Source organism: Enterococcus sp. DIV0546 (genome assembly GCF_051712785.1).
GTDB lineage: Bacteria > Bacillota > Bacilli > Lactobacillales > Enterococcaceae > Enterococcus > Enterococcus faecalis.
Map to the genome: position 1 here is coordinate 630015 of NZ_JBIOPO010000001.1, position 21198 is coordinate 651212.

The 21198-nt window shown below is 37.0% G+C and carries 15 protein-coding genes; 7 read left to right on the forward strand and 8 right to left on the reverse strand.

Annotated features, from left to right (window positions below; all coding sequences use genetic code 11):
- The first annotated feature begins 137 nt into the window (after positions 1 to 137).
- Entirely contained in the window at positions 138 to 1307 is a 1170-nt protein-coding gene (locus tag IGJ24_RS03045; RefSeq protein WP_002386999.1) for a cation diffusion facilitator family transporter, read from the forward strand.
- A 297-nt stretch (positions 1308 to 1604) separates the two neighbouring features.
- Entirely contained in the window at positions 1605 to 3428 is a 1824-nt protein-coding gene (locus IGJ24_RS03050; RefSeq protein ID WP_002379167.1) for an APC family permease, read from the forward strand.
- Between the two features lie 36 nt (positions 3429 to 3464).
- On the opposite strand, the gene IGJ24_RS03055 is transcribed toward IGJ24_RS03050, so the two are convergent.
- The 6 genes from IGJ24_RS03055 to IGJ24_RS03080 all read right to left on the reverse strand — a co-directional run bounded on the left by IGJ24_RS03055 (position 3465) and on the right by IGJ24_RS03080 (position 8939).
- Positions 3465 to 3929 (reverse strand): GNAT family N-acetyltransferase, encoded by a 465-nt coding sequence (locus IGJ24_RS03055; protein ID WP_002361333.1) that lies wholly within the window; start codon positions 3927 to 3929, stop codon positions 3465 to 3467.
- 71 nt (positions 3930 to 4000) lie between these two features.
- Entirely contained in the window at positions 4001 to 4663 is a 663-nt protein-coding gene (locus tag IGJ24_RS03060) for an ABC transporter permease (RefSeq protein WP_002363261.1), read from the reverse strand.
- Positions 4664 to 4666: 3 nt separating this feature from the next.
- Positions 4667 to 5587, reverse strand: coding sequence for an osmoprotectant ABC transporter substrate-binding protein (locus IGJ24_RS03065; protein WP_002355743.1), 921 nt, complete (start codon positions 5585 to 5587; stop codon positions 4667 to 4669).
- Positions 5588 to 5589: 2 nt separating this feature from the next.
- The gene (locus IGJ24_RS03070) at positions 5590 to 6225 is read right to left on the reverse strand and encodes an ABC transporter permease (RefSeq protein ID WP_002355744.1); all 636 of its coding nucleotides are present in this window, start codon (positions 6223 to 6225) and stop codon (positions 5590 to 5592) included.
- Between the two features lie 3 nt (positions 6226 to 6228).
- Positions 6229 to 7422, reverse strand: coding sequence for a betaine/proline/choline family ABC transporter ATP-binding protein (locus IGJ24_RS03075; protein WP_002355745.1), 1194 nt, complete (start codon positions 7420 to 7422; stop codon positions 6229 to 6231).
- 626 nt (positions 7423 to 8048) lie between these two features.
- Positions 8049 to 8939 carry a ring-cleaving dioxygenase gene (locus IGJ24_RS03080; protein ID WP_010821484.1) on the reverse strand — a complete coding sequence of 297 codons (891 nt, stop codon included), beginning with the start codon at positions 8937 to 8939 and terminating at the stop codon, positions 8049 to 8051.
- 165 nt (positions 8940 to 9104) lie between these two features.
- Here IGJ24_RS03080 and queA point away from each other — a divergent pair, with 165 nt between their 5' ends.
- Positions 9105 to 10136: a tRNA preQ1(34) S-adenosylmethionine ribosyltransferase-isomerase QueA gene (gene queA / locus IGJ24_RS03085; RefSeq protein WP_002355747.1), complete on the forward strand. Its 1032-nt coding sequence runs from the start codon at positions 9105 to 9107 to the stop codon at positions 10134 to 10136.
- A gap of 344 nt (positions 10137 to 10480) precedes the next feature.
- Here the strand turns inward: queA and IGJ24_RS03090 are convergent, their stop codons facing one another.
- Complete coding sequence (locus IGJ24_RS03090; protein ID WP_002355748.1) at positions 10481 to 10786, reverse strand: helix-turn-helix transcriptional regulator; 306 nt, start codon at positions 10784 to 10786, stop codon at positions 10481 to 10483.
- A gap of 823 nt (positions 10787 to 11609) precedes the next feature.
- On the opposite strand from IGJ24_RS03090, the gene IGJ24_RS03095 reads away from it, so the two are divergent.
- Both IGJ24_RS03095 and IGJ24_RS03100 read left to right on the forward strand, forming a co-directional pair.
- Positions 11610 to 14255, forward strand: a complete 2646-nt coding sequence (locus tag IGJ24_RS03095) for a calcium-translocating P-type ATPase, PMCA-type (protein ID WP_002358801.1) — start codon at positions 11610 to 11612, stop codon at positions 14253 to 14255.
- 333 nt (positions 14256 to 14588) lie between these two features.
- Positions 14589 to 16595 carry a KUP/HAK/KT family potassium transporter gene (locus IGJ24_RS03100; RefSeq protein ID WP_002387003.1) on the forward strand — a complete coding sequence of 669 codons (2007 nt, stop codon included), beginning with the start codon at positions 14589 to 14591 and terminating at the stop codon, positions 16593 to 16595.
- A 69-nt stretch (positions 16596 to 16664) separates the two neighbouring features.
- On the opposite strand, the gene IGJ24_RS03105 is transcribed toward IGJ24_RS03100, so the two are convergent.
- Entirely contained in the window at positions 16665 to 17363 is a 699-nt protein-coding gene (locus IGJ24_RS03105) for a helix-turn-helix domain-containing protein (RefSeq protein ID WP_002381295.1), read from the reverse strand.
- 124 nt (positions 17364 to 17487) lie between these two features.
- On the opposite strand from IGJ24_RS03105, the gene IGJ24_RS03110 reads away from it, so the two are divergent.
- Together IGJ24_RS03110 and IGJ24_RS03115 are read left to right on the forward strand one after the other, a co-directional pair.
- Positions 17488 to 19632 (forward strand): heavy metal translocating P-type ATPase, encoded by a 2145-nt coding sequence (locus IGJ24_RS03110; protein WP_016615265.1) that lies wholly within the window; start codon positions 17488 to 17490, stop codon positions 19630 to 19632.
- A gap of 123 nt (positions 19633 to 19755) precedes the next feature.
- A complete protein-coding gene (locus tag IGJ24_RS03115; protein ID WP_289865455.1) occupies positions 19756 to 21180 on the forward strand; it encodes a helix-turn-helix domain-containing protein in 1425 nt (474 codons plus the stop codon).
- The last annotated feature ends 18 nt before the right edge of the window (positions 21181 to 21198 follow it).

Sequence of the window (21198 nt, forward strand, 5' to 3'; positions counted from 1 at the left end):
GGGGGCTCTTGCTTTTGACTTTTTGGCAATGCTAAATAATAAAATCTCCCTCAGAAAGTGAGGTTTTTTGTGTACAAATGTATAAAAAGGTTTTATAGTATTTTTTTAAGAAATAAAAAGTGGGTAGGGGTTGTAAAATGATTCAAGCATTGCTTCAACGATATGAGAAAAAAATTGAACGTCGTAAATTGGAAAAACGAACAGCATTCGGTGCTTTTGCCGGGCGGATTGGGCTTGTTTCTAATTTATTTTTATTCGTTAGTAAATTTATGATTGGCTTGCTTTCAGGTAGTGTTTCAATCATGGCAGATGCCATTAATAGCTTGTCCGATACTATTTCTTCAGTTTTAACATTAGTCGGTTTTTATATTGCTGGTAAGCCAGCGGATAAAGAACATCCCTATGGCCATGAACGTTTTGAATATATTAGTGGAATGCTTGTATCATTAGTGATTACGTTTATTGGGTTTGAGTTTCTAACGACCTCCGTGGATCGCATCCTGCATCCAGAATCAATCAAGGTGACACCCATTTTATTTGCTGTTTTAGCTTTATCAATTGGGATTAAAATTTGGCAAGGGCTGTTTTACAAAAAAGTATCAGCAAAAATTGATTCTCAAGCATTAGTTGCTTCTGCTAAGGATAGCTTTAATGATGTTTATACTACATTAGCTGTTTTGATTTCTGCATTTATTGAAGGCGTCACTGGTTTGCGAATTGATGGATATATTGGTTTTTTAATTGCCGCATATATTATTTATAGTGGGCTGCAGTTAATTCGCGAATTTATTAATGAGTTGATGGGCATGCGTCCGAGCCAAACAGAAATTGATGAAATGAAGAATGTCTTATCAAAAATGGAAACAATTGTAGGGTATCACGATTTACTGATTCATAATTATGGTCCCAGCCAAACGTTTGCGTCTGTTCACATTGAAATTGATGATCGCTGGGATTTAAATAAAGCCCATCAGACAATCGATGCGATTGAAGCGAAGTTTAAAGAAGAGTTGGATGTTAATCTTGTTTGTCATATTGATCCAGTGAATTTGTATGACCCAACACAACAATTTGTTCATCAAACAATCAAAAAGATTATTCGTTCTTTTGATGCGTCTTTAAAAGTCCATGATATCCGCTTAGTTACCCATGGTGAAGAACCGAAGATTTTGTTCGACTTGGTTTTACCTACAGAATCAAAATTATCTGAATTTGAACTGGGTGTGGAAATTCAGCGGCAAGTTTATGAAAAAATTGGTCGTTATAAAGTGGAAATTACCTTCGATCATACGTATTTGTTACAATAAAAGGGAATAATTAACTAAGTTTTCAAGCGAGAGCCAAAAGGTCAAATAGACTTTTAGCTCTCGCTTTTTTGTTTAGAGAATGCAAATCCTTTTGTTATCTGGATTCTCTTGATAAGATAAAGGAAGCGGGGGACTGTAAATGAGTGTCTGATTAAAAAAAAATGGTGATTTTTTTATCTTTTTCAGTAACAAAAATCAATTGACTTTTCATTGTGAGAAGCGTAGCATATGGATTTGTTTGATAAAAAATAATGAAAAAAGTGAGCGGGTCACTCTAGAGAAAAGGAGTAGAAAAAAATGGCGGATTTAAAACGACTGTTCATTGGGAAACCATTGAAATCAGCCGAAAATGATGAACATAAATTAAGCAGATTTGCAGCGCTTGCGTTGTTATCTTCTGATGCACTTTCATCCATTGCGTATGGTACAGAACAAATAGTGGTGGTTCTGGTTACTTTGTCGGCGGCTGCGATTTGGTATTCATTGCCAATTGCTGCATTTGTTATTATTTTACTTATTTCTTTAACATTGTCGTACCGACAAATTATTCATGCGTATCCGCATGGCGGCGGCGCATACGTTGTTAGTAGTGAAAACCTTGGCAGAAATGCAGGTTTATTGGCTGGTGGTTCGTTGTTAGTCGATTATATGCTAACAGTAGCCGTTTCAGTTTCAGCGGGCGCAGAGGCGATTATATCGGCGATTCCAGCGTTATATGGTCATCAAGTAGCAATTTCTATTGGGATTGTGATATTGATCACCTTAATGAACTTGAGAGGCCTGCGAGAATCTGCTTCGTTCTTAATGTTGCCAGTGTATAGTTTTATCGCAATTATTACCTTACTGATTGTTGTTGGGCTATTTAAAATTGTGACTGGCGCACAGCCATTGAATGCGACAGCTTTACCAGGAGCCGTGGTTCCAGGAATTTCTATTGCCTTAGTTTTACGGGCGTTTTCATCTGGTTCTTCTTCCTTAACAGGGGTTGAAGCAATCAGTAATGCAGTGCCATTCTTTAAGAAACCACGAGCAAAAAATGCTGCTGGGACGTTAGCGTTAATGGCAACGATTTTAGGGTTCTTCTTCGTGGGGATTACGTTTATTAACTATTGGTATGGGATTGTGCCCAAAGAAGAAGTGACAGTTCTTTCACAAATTGGGAAAGCGGTCTTTGGTCAAAATATTTTATATTATTTATTACAGTTTGCGACAGCCTTAATTTTAGCAGTTGCCGCTAACACAGGATTCTCAGCCTTTCCAGTTTTGGCTTATAACTTAGCCAAAGATAAGTTTATGCCGCATATGTATATGGATCGTGGCGACCGTTTAGGCTATTCAAATGGTATTTTAACTTTAGCTGCTGGTTCGATTGTTTTATTATTGATTTTCCAAGGTTCCACAGAACGTTTAATCCCATTGTATTCCATTGGTGTGTTTATTCCGTTTGCTTTGTCTCAATCGGGGATGGTTGTAAAATGGCGAAAAGAAACTAAAAATTGGTTGCCAAAATCAATTGCTAATATTGTCGGCGCCTTTATCTCTTTCGCGATTATCGCCATTTTGTTTATTTATCGATTAGGGGACATCTGGCCGTTCTTTATTATTATGCCAGTGTTGATTTATGCATTTTATCGGGTCAATACTCACTATAAGAATGTGGCGGAACAGCTACGTTTAGAAGATGGGGCACAGTTGCATGAGTTTGATGGGAATACAGTTATTGTTCTAGTAGGGAACGTAACCAAGGCAAATGTCGGCGCCTTGAATTATGCGCGTTCCATTGGCGATTATGTCGTTGCCATGCATGTCTCAATGGATGAAAATGTTGAGAAGGAAAAAGAAATTCAGGAAGAGTTTAAAAAACACTTCCCAGACGTTCGTCTATCAATTGTCCACTCTTCGTATCGTTCACTGCAAAACCCTATCTTACGTTATGTTGATTTAGTTAGTAAAAATGCCACGAAGCATAACTACAGTACAACAGTTTTAGTACCACAATTTGTACCAAATAAACGTTGGCAAAATATTTTGCATAACCAAACAAGTTTACGCTTGCGGATTCGTTTAGCGTGGCGGGAAAATATTATTGTGGCTACCTATAGTTATCACTTGAAAAAATAAATAAAAAAATCTGCCATCTTTTGATGGCAGATTTTTTTATTGACGTAATTGTTTTTGATAAATTCTAGCGCAAGACTGCTCTTCGGTGGTTACCATTGTCAAAAATTCCCAGTCATATCTTTCATAAAAAGTAGTATGGTCTGTAAGCAGATAAAGCTTTTTAAATCCAGAATTAGCAAGAAAATCACCAACTGTTGTTAAAAGAATTCCTGCTAAGCCTTGGTGACGAAATGTTGGTTCGACATACAATGCACAAAGGTTTGGCGTAAGGTCTGCACGATTGTGGAAGTCATTATCAATTACGCCCACGCCTGCAACGATGTCCTGCTGTTTATTCAAGCAGACCCACCAATGTGGTACGTGGTTTTCGCTAGTTAGCATTTCCTGCATACTTGCTTGATACGCTTCAGCGGGGATTTGCCACTTTTGGCTAAACCATTGAGCAGCTGACGGAATTAAGTGTGGTTGTTGGTTTAAATCGATAATAGTATAGTTAGACATTATTAATCTCCTAGATAAAAGAACAGATCCCATTGAAAAGAAACAATGTTGGATCTGCTCTGCATTTTTTATTAATTGGAATGTTTGCTAGCTGGGTCTAAACGCCGTTCAATAATCCCTAGAACCCAATCTGTGATAATCGCCATAAAGGCCGTTGGTAAGGCACCGACTAAAATGATAGAAGCACCATCTGTGGCATTGGTTCCACGAATAATAATATCCCCTAAACCACCAGCACCAACGAAAGCACCAATCGCAGTAATCCCGATTGCGACGACTAACGCATTTCGAATACCTGCCATGATTACTGAAACAGATAAAGGTAACTCGACCATATAAAGAAGTTGTACTTTTGTCATACCCATTCCTTTACCAACATCTAAAATATTGCGATCCACTTGAATCATGCCAGTGTACGTATTCTTGATAATTGGCAGGAGAGAATAAAGGAAGACTGTTACAACTACCGTGTTGACACCTAAGCCCATCCCCAACATTAAAATCGAAAGCATTGCCAAAGCTGGTACTGTTTGGATAATGTTCGCTAAACGGATAATCCAGTTGGCTAAGCTACGTTTACGTGAAATCATAATCCCGATAGGAATCCCGACAATTGCAGCAAAGATTACGCCATAAATCGAAATTAAAAAGTGACGTAAAAATTGTTGAAAGACGTAGCCGCCATTTTGTTGGAAATAGTAGATAAATTGTTGGAATAAATTCATATTATTCATCTGTTACTCCCCCTCAAAATAGTTATTTTCTTTTAAGAAACGTTCGGCTACGACCGCAGGTTCAATTAAATCATTATCTGCTTGATAGTTCAATTCTTGCATTTTTTTGGTAGAAATTTTACCATCTAAGCGATTTAATACATCTTTAATTTCCGGCGTTTCTTTTAATAATTTGTCACTAACCACAGGAGCGGCATCATAAGGCGGGAAGAAGCGCTTGTCATCTTTTAACATGACTAAATCGTAACTACCAATCCGGCCATCTGTTGAGTAACCTAAGATAACGTCCATTTTTCCAGCGTTGACTGCATCGTACACCAAGCCAATTTGCATTGGTAAAATAGATTTAAATTGGAAGTTGTATTCCTTTTTAAAGCCTTCATAACCGTCGCCTTCACGTGTGATCCACGCAGTATCGACACCAGCAACTAATTTGTCTGCGACTTTCCCTAAATCACTGACTGTTTTTAAATTGTATTTCTCAGCCGTTTCTTTTGTAACTAAGAATACATAAGTATTTTCAAAACCATATGAAGGGAACCAAGTTTGTTGATAACGTTTTTCAAATTCTGATTGAACTAGATTGAACGCTTTTTTAGGGTCTTTTTCCGCTGGTAAGCCAAGCGTAGTAGTCACGTCAGTACCAGTATAACGAGCTGCAGAAATTGAAGCATCTCCGTTTAACATTGCTTGGTGATTGATGGTCGTAGTGGCTAAGTTGTTAATCACATTTGTTTTTTTATCTGTGTAGTGCTCAACCATATCCGCTACAATGCTCCCTAAAATTTGCGCTTCTGAAGTAATCCCACCTGTAATGGCAACAGTGTTATCATCAGAAGTTGAAGCGAGACCAGGTAAAGAACAACCTGCCAATAAAAGTAAACTGCTTAAGAAGAGTAAGCTTAACTTGAGTTTCTTTTTCATCATTATTCGCCCTCCCTTAAAGCTTTTGGCGTTAAACGATTTTCTAATAATCCAAGAAGAACATCTGCTAAAAGCGCTAAAATAGTTACTGGAATAGTCCCGCCAAAGATTAATTCTGGCTGATAGTTATTTAATCCACTGAAAATCATGTCACCAAGACCACCTGCACCAATATAAGAAGCCAGTGTAGCCCAAGCAATGACATAGACAGCAGCTAAACGAATGCCGGCCATAATTGTTGGCATGGCAATGGGTAATTCAACACTAAAAATAGACTGTAAATTGGTCATGCCCATGCCTTTAGCAACATCTCGGTAATTCTCATCGACATTTTTCATTCCGATATACGTGTTTCTTAAAATAGGTAGAAGGGAATAGATGAATAGCGCGATAATAGCGGGTGTTTTGCCGACACCAAAAATTGGAATCATCAAAGCTAATAAAGCCAACGAAGGAACCGTTTGTAAGGCACTTGTTAAACCAATGACAATATTGGCTACTTTGGGCAAACGTGTTAACCAAACGCCAACGGGCACAGCGATAGCGACCCCTAATAAAAGTGCAAAGAATGAAATATAAATATGTTCAATACTTTTTGAAATCATTTCTGATCCATATTCTTGAAAGAAGCTACTCATTGCTTACGCCTCCTCTTTATCAGTTTCGGACTCGCTTTGTTTTGCTTCTACAGCTTCACTAATCGTTGTTTCATCGCCCCAGATAACATCATAAACAATGTCAACAAGGGAAGCACGTGTTAAGATGCCCACCACTCGTTTTTGTTCATCAACGACTGGCACATATTTTAAGCCGCGTTTTAAGATTCTTTGTAAAGCATCACGTAAAAGAGCGGTTTTTTGAACAAAGAAGACATCTTTATTCAAGATATCACCAACACTAGAAGCTTTGCCCCGTTGCTGATCTAATGTTTCAACATCGATAAAGCCTTTAAGCACATGGGAATTATCAACAACTAATAAGGTATCAACCCGTTTTTCACGCATCAATTTAATCGCTTCTTGTAAAGATTTTTCCGGCGTGATAGTAATAGCTGAATTTAACATGACTTCATCAACAGTGGTGAAATCAGGTTTGGCTTGTAATAAGCGATCTTCTCCGATGAGTTCTTCTACAAATTCATTGGCTGGATGACGTAAGATATTATCTGGTGTGTCAAATTGAATTACTTTGCCTTCGCTCATAATGGCAATTTTATTTGCTAATTTCAACGCTTCATCCATATCATGAGTAACAAAGACAATAGTTTTTCCTAAACGTTCTTGCAAATCTTTCACTAAATCTTGTAATGAATCACGGGTGATAGGATCTAAAGCACCAAAAGGTTCATCCATTAGAATAATATCTTGATTGGCAGCTAAAGCCCGCACAACGCCGATTCTTTGTTGTTGTCCCCCAGAAAGTTCATTGGGATAGCGGTCTAACATTTCTCGTGGTAACTCAACCAAATCAATCATTTTTTCGGCTATCTTATTGCGTTCTTCTACAGGTACTTTTAATAATTTAGGCACTAAAACGATATTTTCACGAATGGTCATGTGAGGCATCAAGCCGATATTTTGAATGACATAGCCAATTTGGCGACGTAGCTCTACAGGATTGATTTTTTGAATATCTTGGCCATCAATTAAAATTTTTCCTTTTGAAGGGTCGGTCATGCGGTTAAGCATCCGCATTGATGTTGTTTTTCCACTACCACTTGTTCCGATGAAGCAGATAAATTCACCTTTATCGAAAGACAAATTAATGTCATCAACGGCGACTTTTCCGCCTTTATAAAATTTTGATACATGCTGAAATTCTATCAACTTACTCACCTCAACTAAATATTTTGAAAATGTATCTTATTACTAGTATGCTATAAAAATGCGATTTCGACAAATGTAATCTATTTTTAATGGGAAAAAGAAGGCGGTAAAATTTTTTTAATTCGTTCTAAAAAAAAGAAAAGACAACTATTGTTTAGTAAAAGTTGTCTGAACGAAACAAGATGTTAAAAAGAGTGTTCTGAGAAGGGGAAAAAGCCGCTATAACAAAGAAAAGTGTCCTTTATAGCAAGTTGACGGGAGCTGAGTTTTTCATTAGAATGGAAAGAGAACAAGGGAATAAAATAAAAAAAGGCGCTTCATGATTTAGCGGCAACTAAATCACGAAGCCTTGAATAGTCACCTGTGCAAGTGGACCATCAAGTTGCCCGTTCAATCAATGGAAACCATTGATCACTTTTATTTTACTGAATTTTTGAAAAAATTACCAGTTTTTTTAAGAAGTAAGAAGTGGAAGAACGAAGGATGCTTTTTATGGAATGTGCAATGACGTTCAGAAAAATCTGAAGGTCATTTTTTATTCTCTTGTTCAAACATTCAAACATAGGGGAAGAGAGACGGACGTAATTTTGTCACCGATTATTACGTCCGTCTTCCGTTGTTTTCTAAAGCGTTGGTTACATATCTTTGTAGAGGTTGGCTTCGATTGCAGTCCGTTTTGGTTCTAAAAAAGGCGGTAAAGCCAACGTTTCCCCTAAATGTTCTAGAGGCTCATCCAATGTAAAGCCAGGAGCCAAAGTAGCGAATTCAACCCGATTCCCGCCTGGTTCACGAATGTATAAACTTTTAAAATATCCACGACTTACATACATTTCAATTTCCCAGCCTTGTGCTAAAGCGCGCGTGTGTAGTTCTTGTAATGCTTCATCATCAGCCACAGAAAAAGCAATATGATCCATACTGCCACGCCCCATTCGGCTTGTTTTATCCGACGTTGTTTGATGAACAGAAAAGCTTTCCGTCTCACTTAAAATAATCGTATTGCCAACTGCTTGCCAACCAAGAAATGTTTCAAAAAAGGCCAAGGTTTTTTCAGAATCTGGCACATGAAATTCAGTAGAGGTCAAACCGATAATTTGAACCGCTGCTGGAATGTCGTTAGAAACAACGAGTGTTTCTTTTAATGGATTTTCAGGAACTTCTGTCAGGATAATATGCGTATCATCTGGATCACTGAAATGTAGGCTCTTTTCTTTTTTGTTAAATGGAATTTTGTTTTCTGTTAAACGTTGTTCCCAAAAGGAAAGGCTATTTTGGGGAATTTTTAAGCCAATCGTGGCTAAATAATTTTTTTCTTCATAGCGGTTGCCTAATAAGGGCACGATAAAAAAAGTTACTAAGCTTCCCGGTGTGCCTTGATAATCGCCATAAAAATAATGAGGCATGCGATTATTGTCTTGATTTACGGTATTTTTGACAAAACGTAAGCCTAACAATTTTGTATAGAATGATTGGTTTTCTTGGCCATGACGCGCTAATAGTGAAACATGATGAAATTGAGCATGCATTTTGAGTTCCTCCTCTAAATAACTATGTATACTTACTTAAAGTAAGTATAGTGCTTCTGACATTTTTTGACAACTATTTAGTTTGATTCAGAAGGCTGACATAGCCAGAAACAAGAAAAAGTGTTAGAATAACCAAGATAAAAACTAGTAGAAAGAGTGACGGAAATGCTAAGTACAGAAGATTTTGATTTTGATTTACCAGAAGAATTAATTGCTCAAACCCCACTAAAAGATCGCGCTAGTTCACGATTATTAGTTGTAAATAAAGAAACAGGGGACATGGAGGATAAACATTTCCATGATATTCTTGATGAATTACAGCCTGGGGATGCATTAGTCATGAATAATACACGGGTACTGCCGGCCCGTTTATATGGAGAAAAACCTGAAACAGGCGGTCATTTGGAAGTTTTACTTTTAACAAATACAGAAGGCGATACATGGGAAACCTTGATTAAACCCGCGAAACGTGCAAAAGTCGGCACGGAAATTCAATTTGGCGATGGTCGCCTAAAAGCGGTGGTTAAAGAAGAGTTGGAACATGGTGGTCGAATCATTGAATTTAAATATGATGGTATTTTCTTAGAAATTTTAGAATCGTTAGGAGAAATGCCATTGCCGCCATATATCAAAGAACGTCTAGATGACCCAGATCGTTATCAAACGGTTTATGCTGAAGAAAATGGTTCAGCTGCAGCACCAACAGCGGGTTTGCATTTTACAAAAGAACTATTAGAAGAGATCAAAGCAAAAGGTGTTCATCTCGTTTATTTAACTTTACATGTCGGTTTAGGAACATTCCGTCCCGTGAGCGTTGATAATATAGAAGAACATCATATGCATAGCGAATTCTATCGTTTAACTGAAGAAGCGGCTAAGCAATTAAATGAAGTGCGCCAAGCAGGCGGTCGGATTGTTGCCGTTGGAACAACTTCTATTCGTACGTTGGAAACAATTGGCACAAAATTTAATGGTGAAATCCAGGCTGACAGTGGCTGGACCGATATTTTTATCACACCAGGGTATCAATTTAAAGTCGTAGAGGCTTTTTCAACGAACTTCCATTTGCCAAAATCTACGTTAGTGATGCTTGTGAGTGCCTTTGCAGGAAAAGACTTAACATTGGCTGCTTACCAACATGCAATTGAGGAAAAATATCGTTTCTTTAGTTTTGGCGATGCAATGTTTATTAAATAAGCGACACTTTGTGAGCAGAATACTTGGGATTGAAACAAAAATATATTATGATAAACACGTGATTTTTGGAATCACAGTAAAGGTGTGCTTTATTTTTTCTTCCCCTGTAAATAATAAAGTTAGAAACCAAAACGCTACTAGGACAAAAATGCTTAGTAGACAATCTTAGAATAAAAAGAACGACGCAACCACGGTTGCGCCGTTCTTTTTTTATGTAAGCAAAGATTAATTATTGAAACAACAATACGAAGAAGTGCTTTCTTCGTATTGCCGGTACTAAGTTGTACCTCGGCAACTCCAAGTACAATCAGAAAAATTGTCTTGTTAAGTACAGCTTATACTGTTTAGGCTTCTTGTTCTACATCGTCATTCAGTGTTTCTTTGAAGGTGAACACATCATCAATGGTTACGCCAAAGACGTTCGCGATGTCATGCGCAAGAAGTAATGAAGGATTGTACTTGTTTCGTTCCAGTTGAATAATTGTTTGTCGAGAGACACCGACTCGATTGGCCAAATCTTGCTGGGTCATACGAGCCATAGCACGATAAACATGAATTGAACTTTCAAACGAAGATTTTTTCTTTTTTCGCATAGCATTCCCTCCTTTAAAAGAAGATAAAATAGAATGTGCACCTTGAATATAACACATATGATTATTTGATACAAATATATTTTATTGCCTAAAAGAAAAAACCGAGCTTAAATTTAAGCTCGGCCTTGTTAACGGGAGGACATCAATTGGTTGAATAAGTGTTTACATTTCGCGATACATGTAAAGCAAAAGGTGAACGTGATGTGGTGAAACTAAAACCTTGTTTTCATACAGTTTCGACGCTTGGATGGTGGATAACTTGCGTTAGGTGATAACAGATAGGGTAAATGCTTTATAGAAACTCCATCCTTCTATAACCTTTCCCTATTTTCCGATACGAGTTATCACTAACAATTACTCTACACGTATTGTTTACAGGTGAATCTTGCAATTCTAACAACTTTGAGTTTACCGATTTTTATCTACTGAGAAAATCTTCAACCAATTGATTTGCATGTCCTCCTTACACTTAAAGAATAGCACCTTTTGGAAGCGTTTGCAAGTTATAACACTTATTAATAAGATTAAATATAATATTTTTCTGGTTATTTTATAACATGTAAAATAAATAATCGTGTGAACCAAATAACATTGTATTTTTTTGTTGTTTTTGTGTTGAATATATAGAAATAAACTATTTTTTTATCAGACAAAATGAAAAAAATGTCCATTGCTTTTTGGCTGAATTCGTTTCCTTTTTCATAAAATTCCCATAATTAAATAGAAACATTGCTGTAGCAACAACGAAAATACCAGTTTTTTTCATACATATGAGAGAACGCTAAGCCAAAGATGAAAAAAGTTGCGTGTTCAAAAAAAATCATGTTATATTTAATAGAGACACTATTATATAGGAAGAAAAAATTAGAGGGGGAATAGGATGGAAGCTTACAAGCAAACTGTCGATACTGTCACAAAAGAAGTTTCAGTCAATACTGAAACTGGTTTAACACAACAAGAGGCCCAACAACGGCTGAAAGAAAATGGCCGCAATCAATTTGAAGAGGCTAAGAAGGATTCTGTGTTAAAGAAATTCATTCACAGTTTATCTGATTTTACGACGATTATTTTATTAGTTGCTGCGGCAATTTCGTTTTATACAGCAATCGTAACAGAACATGGCGAATATTTTGAAGGAATCTTAATTATTGCAATTGTGATTATCAATGCTGTTTTAGCCATTGTTCAAGAAGGAAATGCTGAAAAATCTCTGGCGGCTTTACAAGACATGAACAAGCAAAGTAGTGCAGTCTTACGAGATGGCAAGGTAATCGAAGTCGATGCTGAAGAACTAGTAGTAGGAGATGTTCTAGTTCTTGAAGCTGGTTCAATGATTACAGCCGATGCACGACTTATTCAAGCTTCTCAAATGCGCGTAGAAGAGTCAGCACTAACAGGTGAAAGTGAACCTGTTGAAAAAGATCCTACATACGTGGGGCATGACGATGATGGCTTAGGAGATCAAATAAATATGATTTTCAAAGGCTGTACCGTTGTGAATGGCCGCGGACGAGCAGTAGTAACTGCAACAGGAATGAATACAGAAATGGGTAAAATTGCTGGGTTACTGAATAACAGCGATCAGCAAAAAACACCATTACAAAAACGCTTGAATCAATTAGGCAAACGTATTAGTTTGTTAGCCTTAGGGGCTGCAGCAATTGTTTTCATTATTGGTGAACTGCAAGGAGAACCGCTTCTTGAAATGTTTATGACAGCCGTTTCCTTAGCGGTGGCAGCTGTACCAGAAACACTAACCGTGATTGTAACGTTAACCTTAGCATATGGTGTTCAAAAAATGGCTAAGAAACATGCGATTATTCGTCGATTGCCAGCAGTAGAAACGCTAGGAACTGCGAATGTTATCTGTTCTGATAAGACAGGAACACTGACACAAAATAAAATGCGCGTCCGCCGAGTATGGCATCGTGGTGATGAAGTAACGGATACGGAAGATGCCATGACCGATGAAGCCATGGAAGTACTGAAAATGGCTGCTTTATGTACAGATGTCATTGTGGAAAAAGAAGGCGATGAACTAACTGTTACAGGGAATCCGACAGAAGCGGCAATTGTTCGTGCTGTCGAAGAAAATTATCATACTAAAGAAGAACTTGAAGAAAAATATCCTCGTATTGGTGAAATTCCCTTTGATTCAGAACGAAAAATGATGACTACGGTCCATCAATGGGGGAAAAAGTACATCTCAATTACTAAAGGAGCCTTTGATGTGTTACTACCTCGTTTTGGTTTCGGAGATGTCGATCAAGCGGCTATTGTTAATGATCGTTTCGGAAAACGAGCGTTACGAGTTATTGCTGTCGGTTATGCCGTATATGATGAACCACCCAAGGAAATTACATCGGAGGCTTTAGAAAAAAATCTTCGCTTGTTAGGCTTAATTGGCATGATTGATCCACCACGTCCAGAAAGTAAGGGCGCCATTGCTCGTGCGAAAAAAGCTGGAATTAAAACAGTGATGATTACTGGTGATCACGTGGTAACAGCCAGTGCAATTGCTAAAGAATTAGGAATTTTAAAAGATAAAAGTGAAGCCTTATCTGGTTCAGAACTGAAAAAAATGAGTGATGAAGAATTAGATAAACGGGTTAAAGATTTATCCGTTTATGCACGTGTAACCCCTGAAGATAAAATTCGAATTGTTCAATCATGGCAACGTTCTGGCGCTGTTGTAGCAATGACCGGAGATGGCGTGAATGATGCGCCAGCCTTGAAAGCTAGTGATGTCGGTTGCGCAATGGGGATTACTGGAACAGATGTGGCCCAAGGCGCTTCAGATATGATTTTGACGGACGATAACTTTGCAACCATTGTTGATGCAGTGGCGCAAGGACGTGCCGTGTACCGAAATATTCGTAAAGCCATTAACTTCTTGTTAAGCTGTAATATTTCTGAGATTTTTATTGTTTTAATTGCCATGTTACTTGGTTGGGGTGCGCCATTTACTGCGGTTCAACTGTTGTTTGTTAACGTGGTCGCAGATGGGTTACCTGGTTTTGCATTAGGAAAAGAACCAGCGGAAAAAGGAATTATGGATGAGGCACCAATCCCTAAAAATGAAGGGATTTTTGCACGAGGCTTATGGCAAAAGATTGGGATTAATGCAGCAGTGTTCACAGTCATTACTTTGTTTGGTTTTTACCTAGGTGCTTTTGTACCAGGCGTTTCAGCCTATGTTTCAAACAGCTATGAAGTTGGACAAACGGTGGCATTTTTAATCTTAGCTTATTCCTCTATCTTACATGTCTTTAATGTTCGTAGTGCGAACTCTGTTTTCCGTGTAAAATTATCAAGCAACAAGTCGCTCTTTGAAATGGTCGTTTTAGCATTACTAATTACCACAACCATTGCTTTATTACCATTCACACAAGAACTATTTGGATTAGTGCATATTAGTTTAAATCATTGGATGTTAGCAATTTTCCTATCCTTTGTGCCAATTTTCGTCAATGAAATGATTAAGTTCCATTTCTCTGAAGTCGAAGAGGAAGAAGAAGTGATTTAAATTTAACAGGAATAAAAGGAGCTACCTTTGTTCAGAAAATTATCTTAATAGTTAGCAAGTGGGGCAGCAGTCGTTTCGACTGCTGCCCCACTTATTTTTGATTTTCCTTTTTTCAAAATAGGTGGGTTTCTTATCTAAGATGAACATTCTCTAATAAAAAGACTTGCTAAACGATTTAAAACGTATTATAGTGAGTAGCATCGTTAGTCAAAAAGCGCTTTTTGACTAATGAAAAAGATATATAAAACGTTATATAATAAAGAGTTTTAAAAGTTTTTATGGAGCTGTTGGTTAAACTAAACGAAGTCATTTCTTTTGTAGGAGGAAAGTATTGTGTTACACAAAGCAGAGGGGTTTGATCGTCGGAAATTTACGATGGCAGGGATCTTAGTTGCCATGGGCGTTGTCTATGGAGATATTGGAACGAGCCCTTTATATGTAATGAAAGCCATTGTAGGAGATAATGGTGGCTTGGCACGGGTTTCTGAATCGTTTATTTTAGGTTCGGTCTCATTAATTTTTTGGACATTAACTATCTTAACCACGATTAAATATGTTGTTATTGCTTTAAATGCTGATAACCATGGAGAAGGTGGGATTTTCTCTCTTTATACATTGGTTCGTAAAAAAAGTAAGTATTTGATTATTCCCGCAATGATTGGCGGCGCCGCTTTACTGGCTGATGGCGTTTTGACCCCAGCTGTGACAGTGACGACAGCGATTGAAGGCTTACGGGGAATTCCGGCATTTTTTGAACGTTTTGGCAATGACCAAACGATTATAGTGGTTATTACGTTGACGATTATTTTAATTCTTTTTTCTGTTCAACGATTTGGAACAGAATTGGTCGGGAAAGCTTTTGGGCCGATTATGTTCTTGTGGTTTACTTTTTTAGGCATCATTGGTTTAATGAATTTTAGCCAAGATTGGACGGTTATTCGTGCATTAAATCCATATTATGCTTTGCAATTACTAGTCAGTCCAGAAAATAAATTAGGTCTATTTATTTTAGGTAATATTTTCTTGGCTACAACTGGTGCTGAAGCTTTATATTCTGATTTAGGGCATGTAGGAAAAATGAATATCCGCATTAGCTGGCCGTATATTAAGATTTGTTTGATTCTTAATTATTTAGGGCAAGCTGCGTGGTTGTTAACGGTCAAAGAAAACCCTGAAATGCAGGCATTAGCTGAAATTAACCCATTTTTCCAAATGATTCCACGAGGTATTCTCGTATTTGGCGTTGTTTTTGCAACAATCGCCGCAGTGATTGCTTCGCAAGCGTTAATATCAGGTTCGTATACTTTAGTTTCTGAAGCGATTAAATTGAAGTTATTACCAAGACTTAAAATTATTTATCCTGGGAGCAATATCGGTCAAATGTATATTCCGGCGGTAAATTTAATTTTGTGGCTAGCTTGTTCAGCAATCGTGCTGGCTTTTAGAACATCGACACACATGGAAGCTGCGTATGGTCTATCGATTACGATTACGATGTTAATGACAACCATTTTATTGTTGTTTTATCTTTTGGATAAAATTCCAGCTTGGTCTGCGTATCTAATTTCCTTGTTCTTTGCTGCCATTGAAGTTGTCTTTTTCTTTTCAAGTGCTGCGAAGTTTTTCCATGGTGGATATGTTGCTGTGGGAATGGCAGTCTTCTTGTTATGCATCATGATTATTTGGGAACGCGGCAACGAGATTAAGGAAGCGACGGCGGAACAAGTGTCGTTGAAAAAATATGTACCACAACTTAAAGCTTTGAAAGAAGATACATCTGTACCTATGTATCAAACCAACGTGGTCTTTTTAACCTCCGATCGAGTGGATGGCGAAATTAATCGTAATATTATTTATTCGATTTTGGACAAACAACCAAAACGAGCGAATGTTTATTGGTTTGTTAATGTTCAGGTAACAGATGAACCCTTTACTCAAGAATATTCTGTTGATATGTTAGGGACTGATTTTATTGTGCAAGTTCAGCTATATTTAGGCTTCCATATTTCTCAAGAAGTGAATGTATATTTAAGACAAATTGTTCATGACTTGATGAAAACAGGCCGCTTGCCAAAACAGCCACAACGTTATTCATTAACGCCAGGAAGAGAAGTTGGCGATTTCCAATTTGTATTAATTCAAGAAGAATTATCTAACGTTTCTGAACTGAAAAAATGGGATCGACAAATTATGCAGGCAAAATTAGCTATCAAAAACTTAACTACCTCTCCTGAAAGTTGGTTTGGCTTGGAATACAGTGAAGTCAAATATGAATCCGTTCCTTTAATCATTGGCCCACAACGGAAAACGCACTTAGTCGAACGAAAGAATCGTTCATAAATAGAAGAAATTTAACTAAAAGATTGAGCCTAAGTCCTTGAGATACATGGCTCAATCTTTTTTGTAGAATCAGAGTAAATACTGTAATTCCACAAAGAATTCATTTAAAAGCGTTTGGTCTTTAAAGGAATTCATCCGCTTAAAGATGGCCAGTAAGACTTCTTTTTGTGGCTCAGTTAATTGATCTACTTTTAACAAAGGAAGAAAAGCGATAATCAGAGAATAATCCAATTCTGGATTTTGAGAATGTGTAAATAATTCATGGAGTTCTGACAAAATAAACGGATGATAATAAGATTGGTCAGACTGTTCTTCTGCAGTTGTTGGTTCATAAATAGAAATACTCTCTTGGGAATGAGAGGGGGCTTCTACTGTTAAAGGAAAAGCATAAAAGGACTGCTGTAACTTTTGCGCTTGAATCATAATTTTTAAGGAATCGTGATAGGATAGCTGTTCTTCAGATAAACGTCCCATCAACTGAGTAAAAAAAGGTGGTTTTAGCAGTTGTTTATTTTGAAAATTTTCTTTTAATAGCTGGCGCACAAATCGATCAAAATCACCATAAAGTAGCCAATCTACTGTTGTGTCACAGGCTTTAGCGATTTTTTTTAAGTATCGTTTATTGGGTAAATTCAAACCTAATTCCCAGTTACTAATTGTACTTCCACTAGATAAACCAATTTTATTGGCTAAATAACGTAAAGTGTACTTCTTCTTTTTTCGAGCTTCACGCATGCGTGCCCCGACTTGCTTTGTAGTAATTTTCATTGAAACACTCCTTTTGGAATAAATATGAAGATAAGGTGTTCTTAAAATATACATACGCAAAATTCAGCTCTTTTTTTTCTAAACTAAAAAAAGTAATTATTTCTAACAATTTTCATCTTGTGCTATGCTTAAGATGAAAATACTTAAGAAGAGAAGGGATCATATGTCAGCAAAACATAATCATGAACAACACCAGGAAAAACAGCCAACAATGTCCCACGATAAAATGAATCCCATGAATCATGATATGGCGCATGAACAAATGGCTATGTCACACCAACATGAAGGAATGAAGGGAATGGACCATTCAATGCATATGGGGAATTTTAAACAAAAATTCTGGCTGTCATTGATTTTAGCTATTCCGATTATTGTTCTTTCACCAATGATGGGTTTTCAATTACCTTTTCAATTTACTTTTCCAGGTTCTGATTGGTTGGTCTTAATTTTAGCAACAGTGCTATTTTTTTATGGTGGACAACCATTTTTAAGTGGCGCTAAAATGGAATTACAGCAAAAGAGTCCAGCAATGATGACGTTAATTGCGATGGGGATTTCGGTATCATATTTTTACAGCTTATATGCGTTTTACATGAATCATTTTACGAATCAGGCCCACGTGATGGACTTTTTCTGGGAATTAGCCACTCTGATTGTTATTATGCTTTTAGGTCATTGGATTGAAATGAATGCTATTTCCAATGCTGGTGATGCCTTGAAAAAAATGGCTGAACTGTTGCCTGACACAGTCAAGCGAATGACTGAACATGGGGAAGAAGAAATTCCTTTGCAAGATGTCCAAGAAGGCGATCGCTTGATTGTTCGTTCGGGAGATAAAATTCCGACAGACGGTAAAATTTTGAAAGGAAGCACAACAGTCGACGAATCGATGGTTACAGGGGAATCAAAAACAGTAGAAAAAAACATTGGTGACTCCGTGATTGGTGGAGCTGTCAATGGCAACGGAATGATTGAAATTTCGGTAACTGGCACGGGTGAAAATAGTTACCTGTCAAAAGTTATGGAGATGGTTAAACAAGCGCAATCGGAAAAATCAAAACTAGAATCCATTTCAGACCGTGTAGCCAAGTGGTTGTTCTATATTGCCTTATTCGTAGGTGTGTTAGCATTTATCGGTTGGTTACTCGTAACGAAAGATTTGTCTCTAGCATTTGAACGAATGGTTACAGTTTTTATTATTGCCTGTCCCCATGCGTTAGGCTTAGCAATTCCTTTAGTGATTGCTAGAAGTACCTCCATTGCTGCTAAAAATGGCTTACTTTTAAAAAATCGGAATGCATTAGAACAAGCTAATAAGGTTGAATATGTGTTGCTGGATAAAACTGGAACTTTAACAGAAGGACAATTTACAGTTACTGGCTTAGAATTAATGAGTAAGCAGTTTACTAGAGAAGAAGCACTTAAATATATTGGGGCATTGGAAAAAAATGCAAATCATCCGTTGGCAATTGGGATCATGAACTATTTAAATAAACAAGCCGTTCAACCTTATGAAGCCCATAATCTGCAAGCTTTATCAGGCGTAGGACTGGTTGCTACTGTTCAAAACCAAGAAGTCAAAATAGTCAATGAAAAAGAAGTTGCACGGTTACAGTTAACCTTCGATGAAACAATTAAAACAAACTATCAAGAGCAAGGAAATACCTTGAGCTATTTAATCATCGCTGGTCAATTAGTCGCACTGCTTGCTTTAGGAGATAAAGTCAAACCAGAAGCTAAAACATTTATTGCAGAGTTACAAGCGCAAGGAATTACGCCAGTCATGTTAACAGGGGATAATCAAACAGCCGCCAGTGCAGTTGCTAATTATTTAGGAATGAAGGAATACTACGCAGAGCTCTTACCAGAAGATAAAGAAAAAATTGTGCAACAATATCTTACTGAGGGACATCAGGTCATGATGGTAGGAGACGGTATTAACGATGCACCAAGTTTAGCCCGTGCTTCAATCGGCATTGCGATAGGCGCTGGTACAGATGTAGCAATTGATTCGGCAGATGTTGTACTGACGGATAGTGATCCTAAAGATATTTTAAGGTTCTTAGATTTAGCCAAACAAACACGACGTAAAATGATCCAAAATCTTTGGTGGGGAGCTGGGTACAATATTGTCGCCATTCCTTTAGCGGCTGGGGTTCTTGCACCAATTGGGATTGTTTTAAATCCAGCTGTAGGTGCTGTCTTGATGTCATTAAGTACAATTATTGTAGCAGCAAATGCTATGACACTGCATATTTCAAAAAAATAATTCGATATAATTGTAGAGAGCGGAAAGTAATCAATACTTTTTGTTCTCTATTTTTTTCTTCTTAAAAAAATTTTTGCCTTATTTGACGTATTCTTATAACAAGGGAGTAAAAGGGGACGATATATGGATTTCAAGGAATTATTGTCTTTTGAACATAAAAATATGTTGGAATTGTTGGATTTACTGCAACAAGAGCAGACATTTTCTGTTTTGATGGCTGCAGAAAAACTAAAGGTGAGCGACAAAACCATCCATTGTTACATTCAACGTTTTGAAAAAAAGCAGGAAACGTTTAAGATAGAAGGGCTTTGTAAGATTTATACAACGACCAAAGGAATTGTAAAATATCGTGAATTATGCGTTTGTGGCTTGGCTCGATTTAGACAAAAATTTTGTTATTTTATTCCCGAATTTTATATTTTACGTTGTCTAATTGAAGAGCGAATCAATTATGCGCAATTGACCCAGGTATTGGGATTACAGGAATCAACTCTTCGGAAGAAACTTTCTAATATTCGACGTTGGCTAGTTAATTTTGATATTATTGTACGTCAAAAACATTACGATTTAACTGGCAATGAATGGCAAATTCGACAGTTAATCCTTTGTTTTTATTTGTTTTTTCAAGAAAACTGTCTGGAAGAAAACAGAGACATGACTCGGAAAATCATTACCTTTTTTGAGTTGGATTTAAATGTAGCACAACAGAATCATCTTAGTTGGCTAATTTATATTTGGGAGAAACGATATAGAGGCGGGCATGAAATTTCAGTGCCAAAGGCTAATTTATTTCAACAAACAAGTGCTTTTTTTTATTTATTTCGTGTGGAAGTGTTGAGCACTTCTTTTATGTCTCTTAAAGAACAAAAAGCGTTATTTGTGATTCTTGAAGCACATTTTGGTGGTTGCTTTGGCAAGAGAGCGCGAAAGTATTTTATTCATGAGCAAATGAAAATAGAAAGTTTATGCTTAAAAACAGCTATTTTTATTATGAAAGAAATTAGGAGAAATTTTACACAACATCATTTTAATTATCAAGAAATTCATTTATGTCGATTTTTAAGTACGCATATGAATAGTTTATTAGACGGACAAGCATGGTTGCCAGCTCATAAACAGGAACAAACACTCGCTGCTCGTTATCAACAAACCTGGCACAGATTACAAAAACTTATTAGGCTTTTAAAACGCCTATATCCAGTCTTTACTTCAGTAAAAGAACGGGAATTGACGAGTTGCTATTTTTATCACATCCTAGATTTATTTAACCCGATTTTATATGAAAAAAAATATATTATTTGCCTGTTGACGGACTTTCCTCCAGAAAAGGAACAAGCGCTGGGGCAATCTATAAAAAGCTATTTCAGTGAAAAAAAGAATATTACAATTATTCATGGAAAACCAACGTATCAACTTCACCAAGCACACCTCTTAATTGTCAATCATTTGTTTCAGATGAACGTAGCGCTTTCTTCTGAGACAGTTGTTTATTTGCCAGAGGAATTATCTCCTGCTTTTTTTGAAAAAGTCGAAGCGAATCTATCGTAAGAAGTCCAATTTTGTCTA

What these genes read in the sequence shown, in the direction of transcription:
- IGJ24_RS03050 (WP_002379167.1), top strand. Translation starts at nt 1,605, where the DNA reads ATGGCGGATTTAAAACGACTGTTCATTGGGAAACCATTGAAATCAGCC.
- IGJ24_RS03095 (WP_002358801.1), top strand. Translation starts at nt 11,610, where the DNA reads ATGGAAGCTTACAAGCAAACTGTCGATACTGTCACAAAAGAAGTTTCA.
- IGJ24_RS03065 (WP_002355743.1), bottom strand. Translation starts at nt 5,587, where the DNA reads ATGAAAAAGAAACTCAAGTTAAGCTTACTCTTCTTAAGCAGTTTACTT.
- IGJ24_RS03105 (WP_002381295.1), bottom strand. Translation starts at nt 17,363, where the DNA reads ATGAAAATTACTACAAAGCAAGTCGGGGCACGCATGCGTGAAGCTCGA.
- queA (WP_002355747.1), top strand. Translation starts at nt 9,105, where the DNA reads ATGCTAAGTACAGAAGATTTTGATTTTGATTTACCAGAAGAATTAATT.
- IGJ24_RS03060 (WP_002363261.1), bottom strand. Translation starts at nt 4,663, where the DNA reads ATGAATAATATGAATTTATTCCAACAATTTATCTACTATTTCCAACAA.
- IGJ24_RS03090 (WP_002355748.1), bottom strand. Translation starts at nt 10,786, where the DNA reads ATGTGTTATATTCAAGGTGCACATTCTATTTTATCTTCTTTTAAAGGA.
- IGJ24_RS03045 (WP_002386999.1), top strand. Translation starts at nt 138, where the DNA reads ATGATTCAAGCATTGCTTCAACGATATGAGAAAAAAATTGAACGTCGT.
- IGJ24_RS03115 (WP_289865455.1), top strand. Translation starts at nt 19,756, where the DNA reads ATGGATTTCAAGGAATTATTGTCTTTTGAACATAAAAATATGTTGGAA.
- IGJ24_RS03055 (WP_002361333.1), bottom strand. Translation starts at nt 3,929, where the DNA reads ATGTCTAACTATACTATTATCGATTTAAACCAACAACCACACTTAATT.
- IGJ24_RS03080 (WP_010821484.1), bottom strand. Translation starts at nt 8,939, where the DNA reads ATGCATGCTCAATTTCATCATGTTTCACTATTAGCGCGTCATGGCCAA.
- IGJ24_RS03110 (WP_016615265.1), top strand. Translation starts at nt 17,488, where the DNA reads ATGCTTAAGATGAAAATACTTAAGAAGAGAAGGGATCATATGTCAGCA.
- IGJ24_RS03070 (WP_002355744.1), bottom strand. Translation starts at nt 6,225, where the DNA reads ATGAGTAGCTTCTTTCAAGAATATGGATCAGAAATGATTTCAAAAAGT.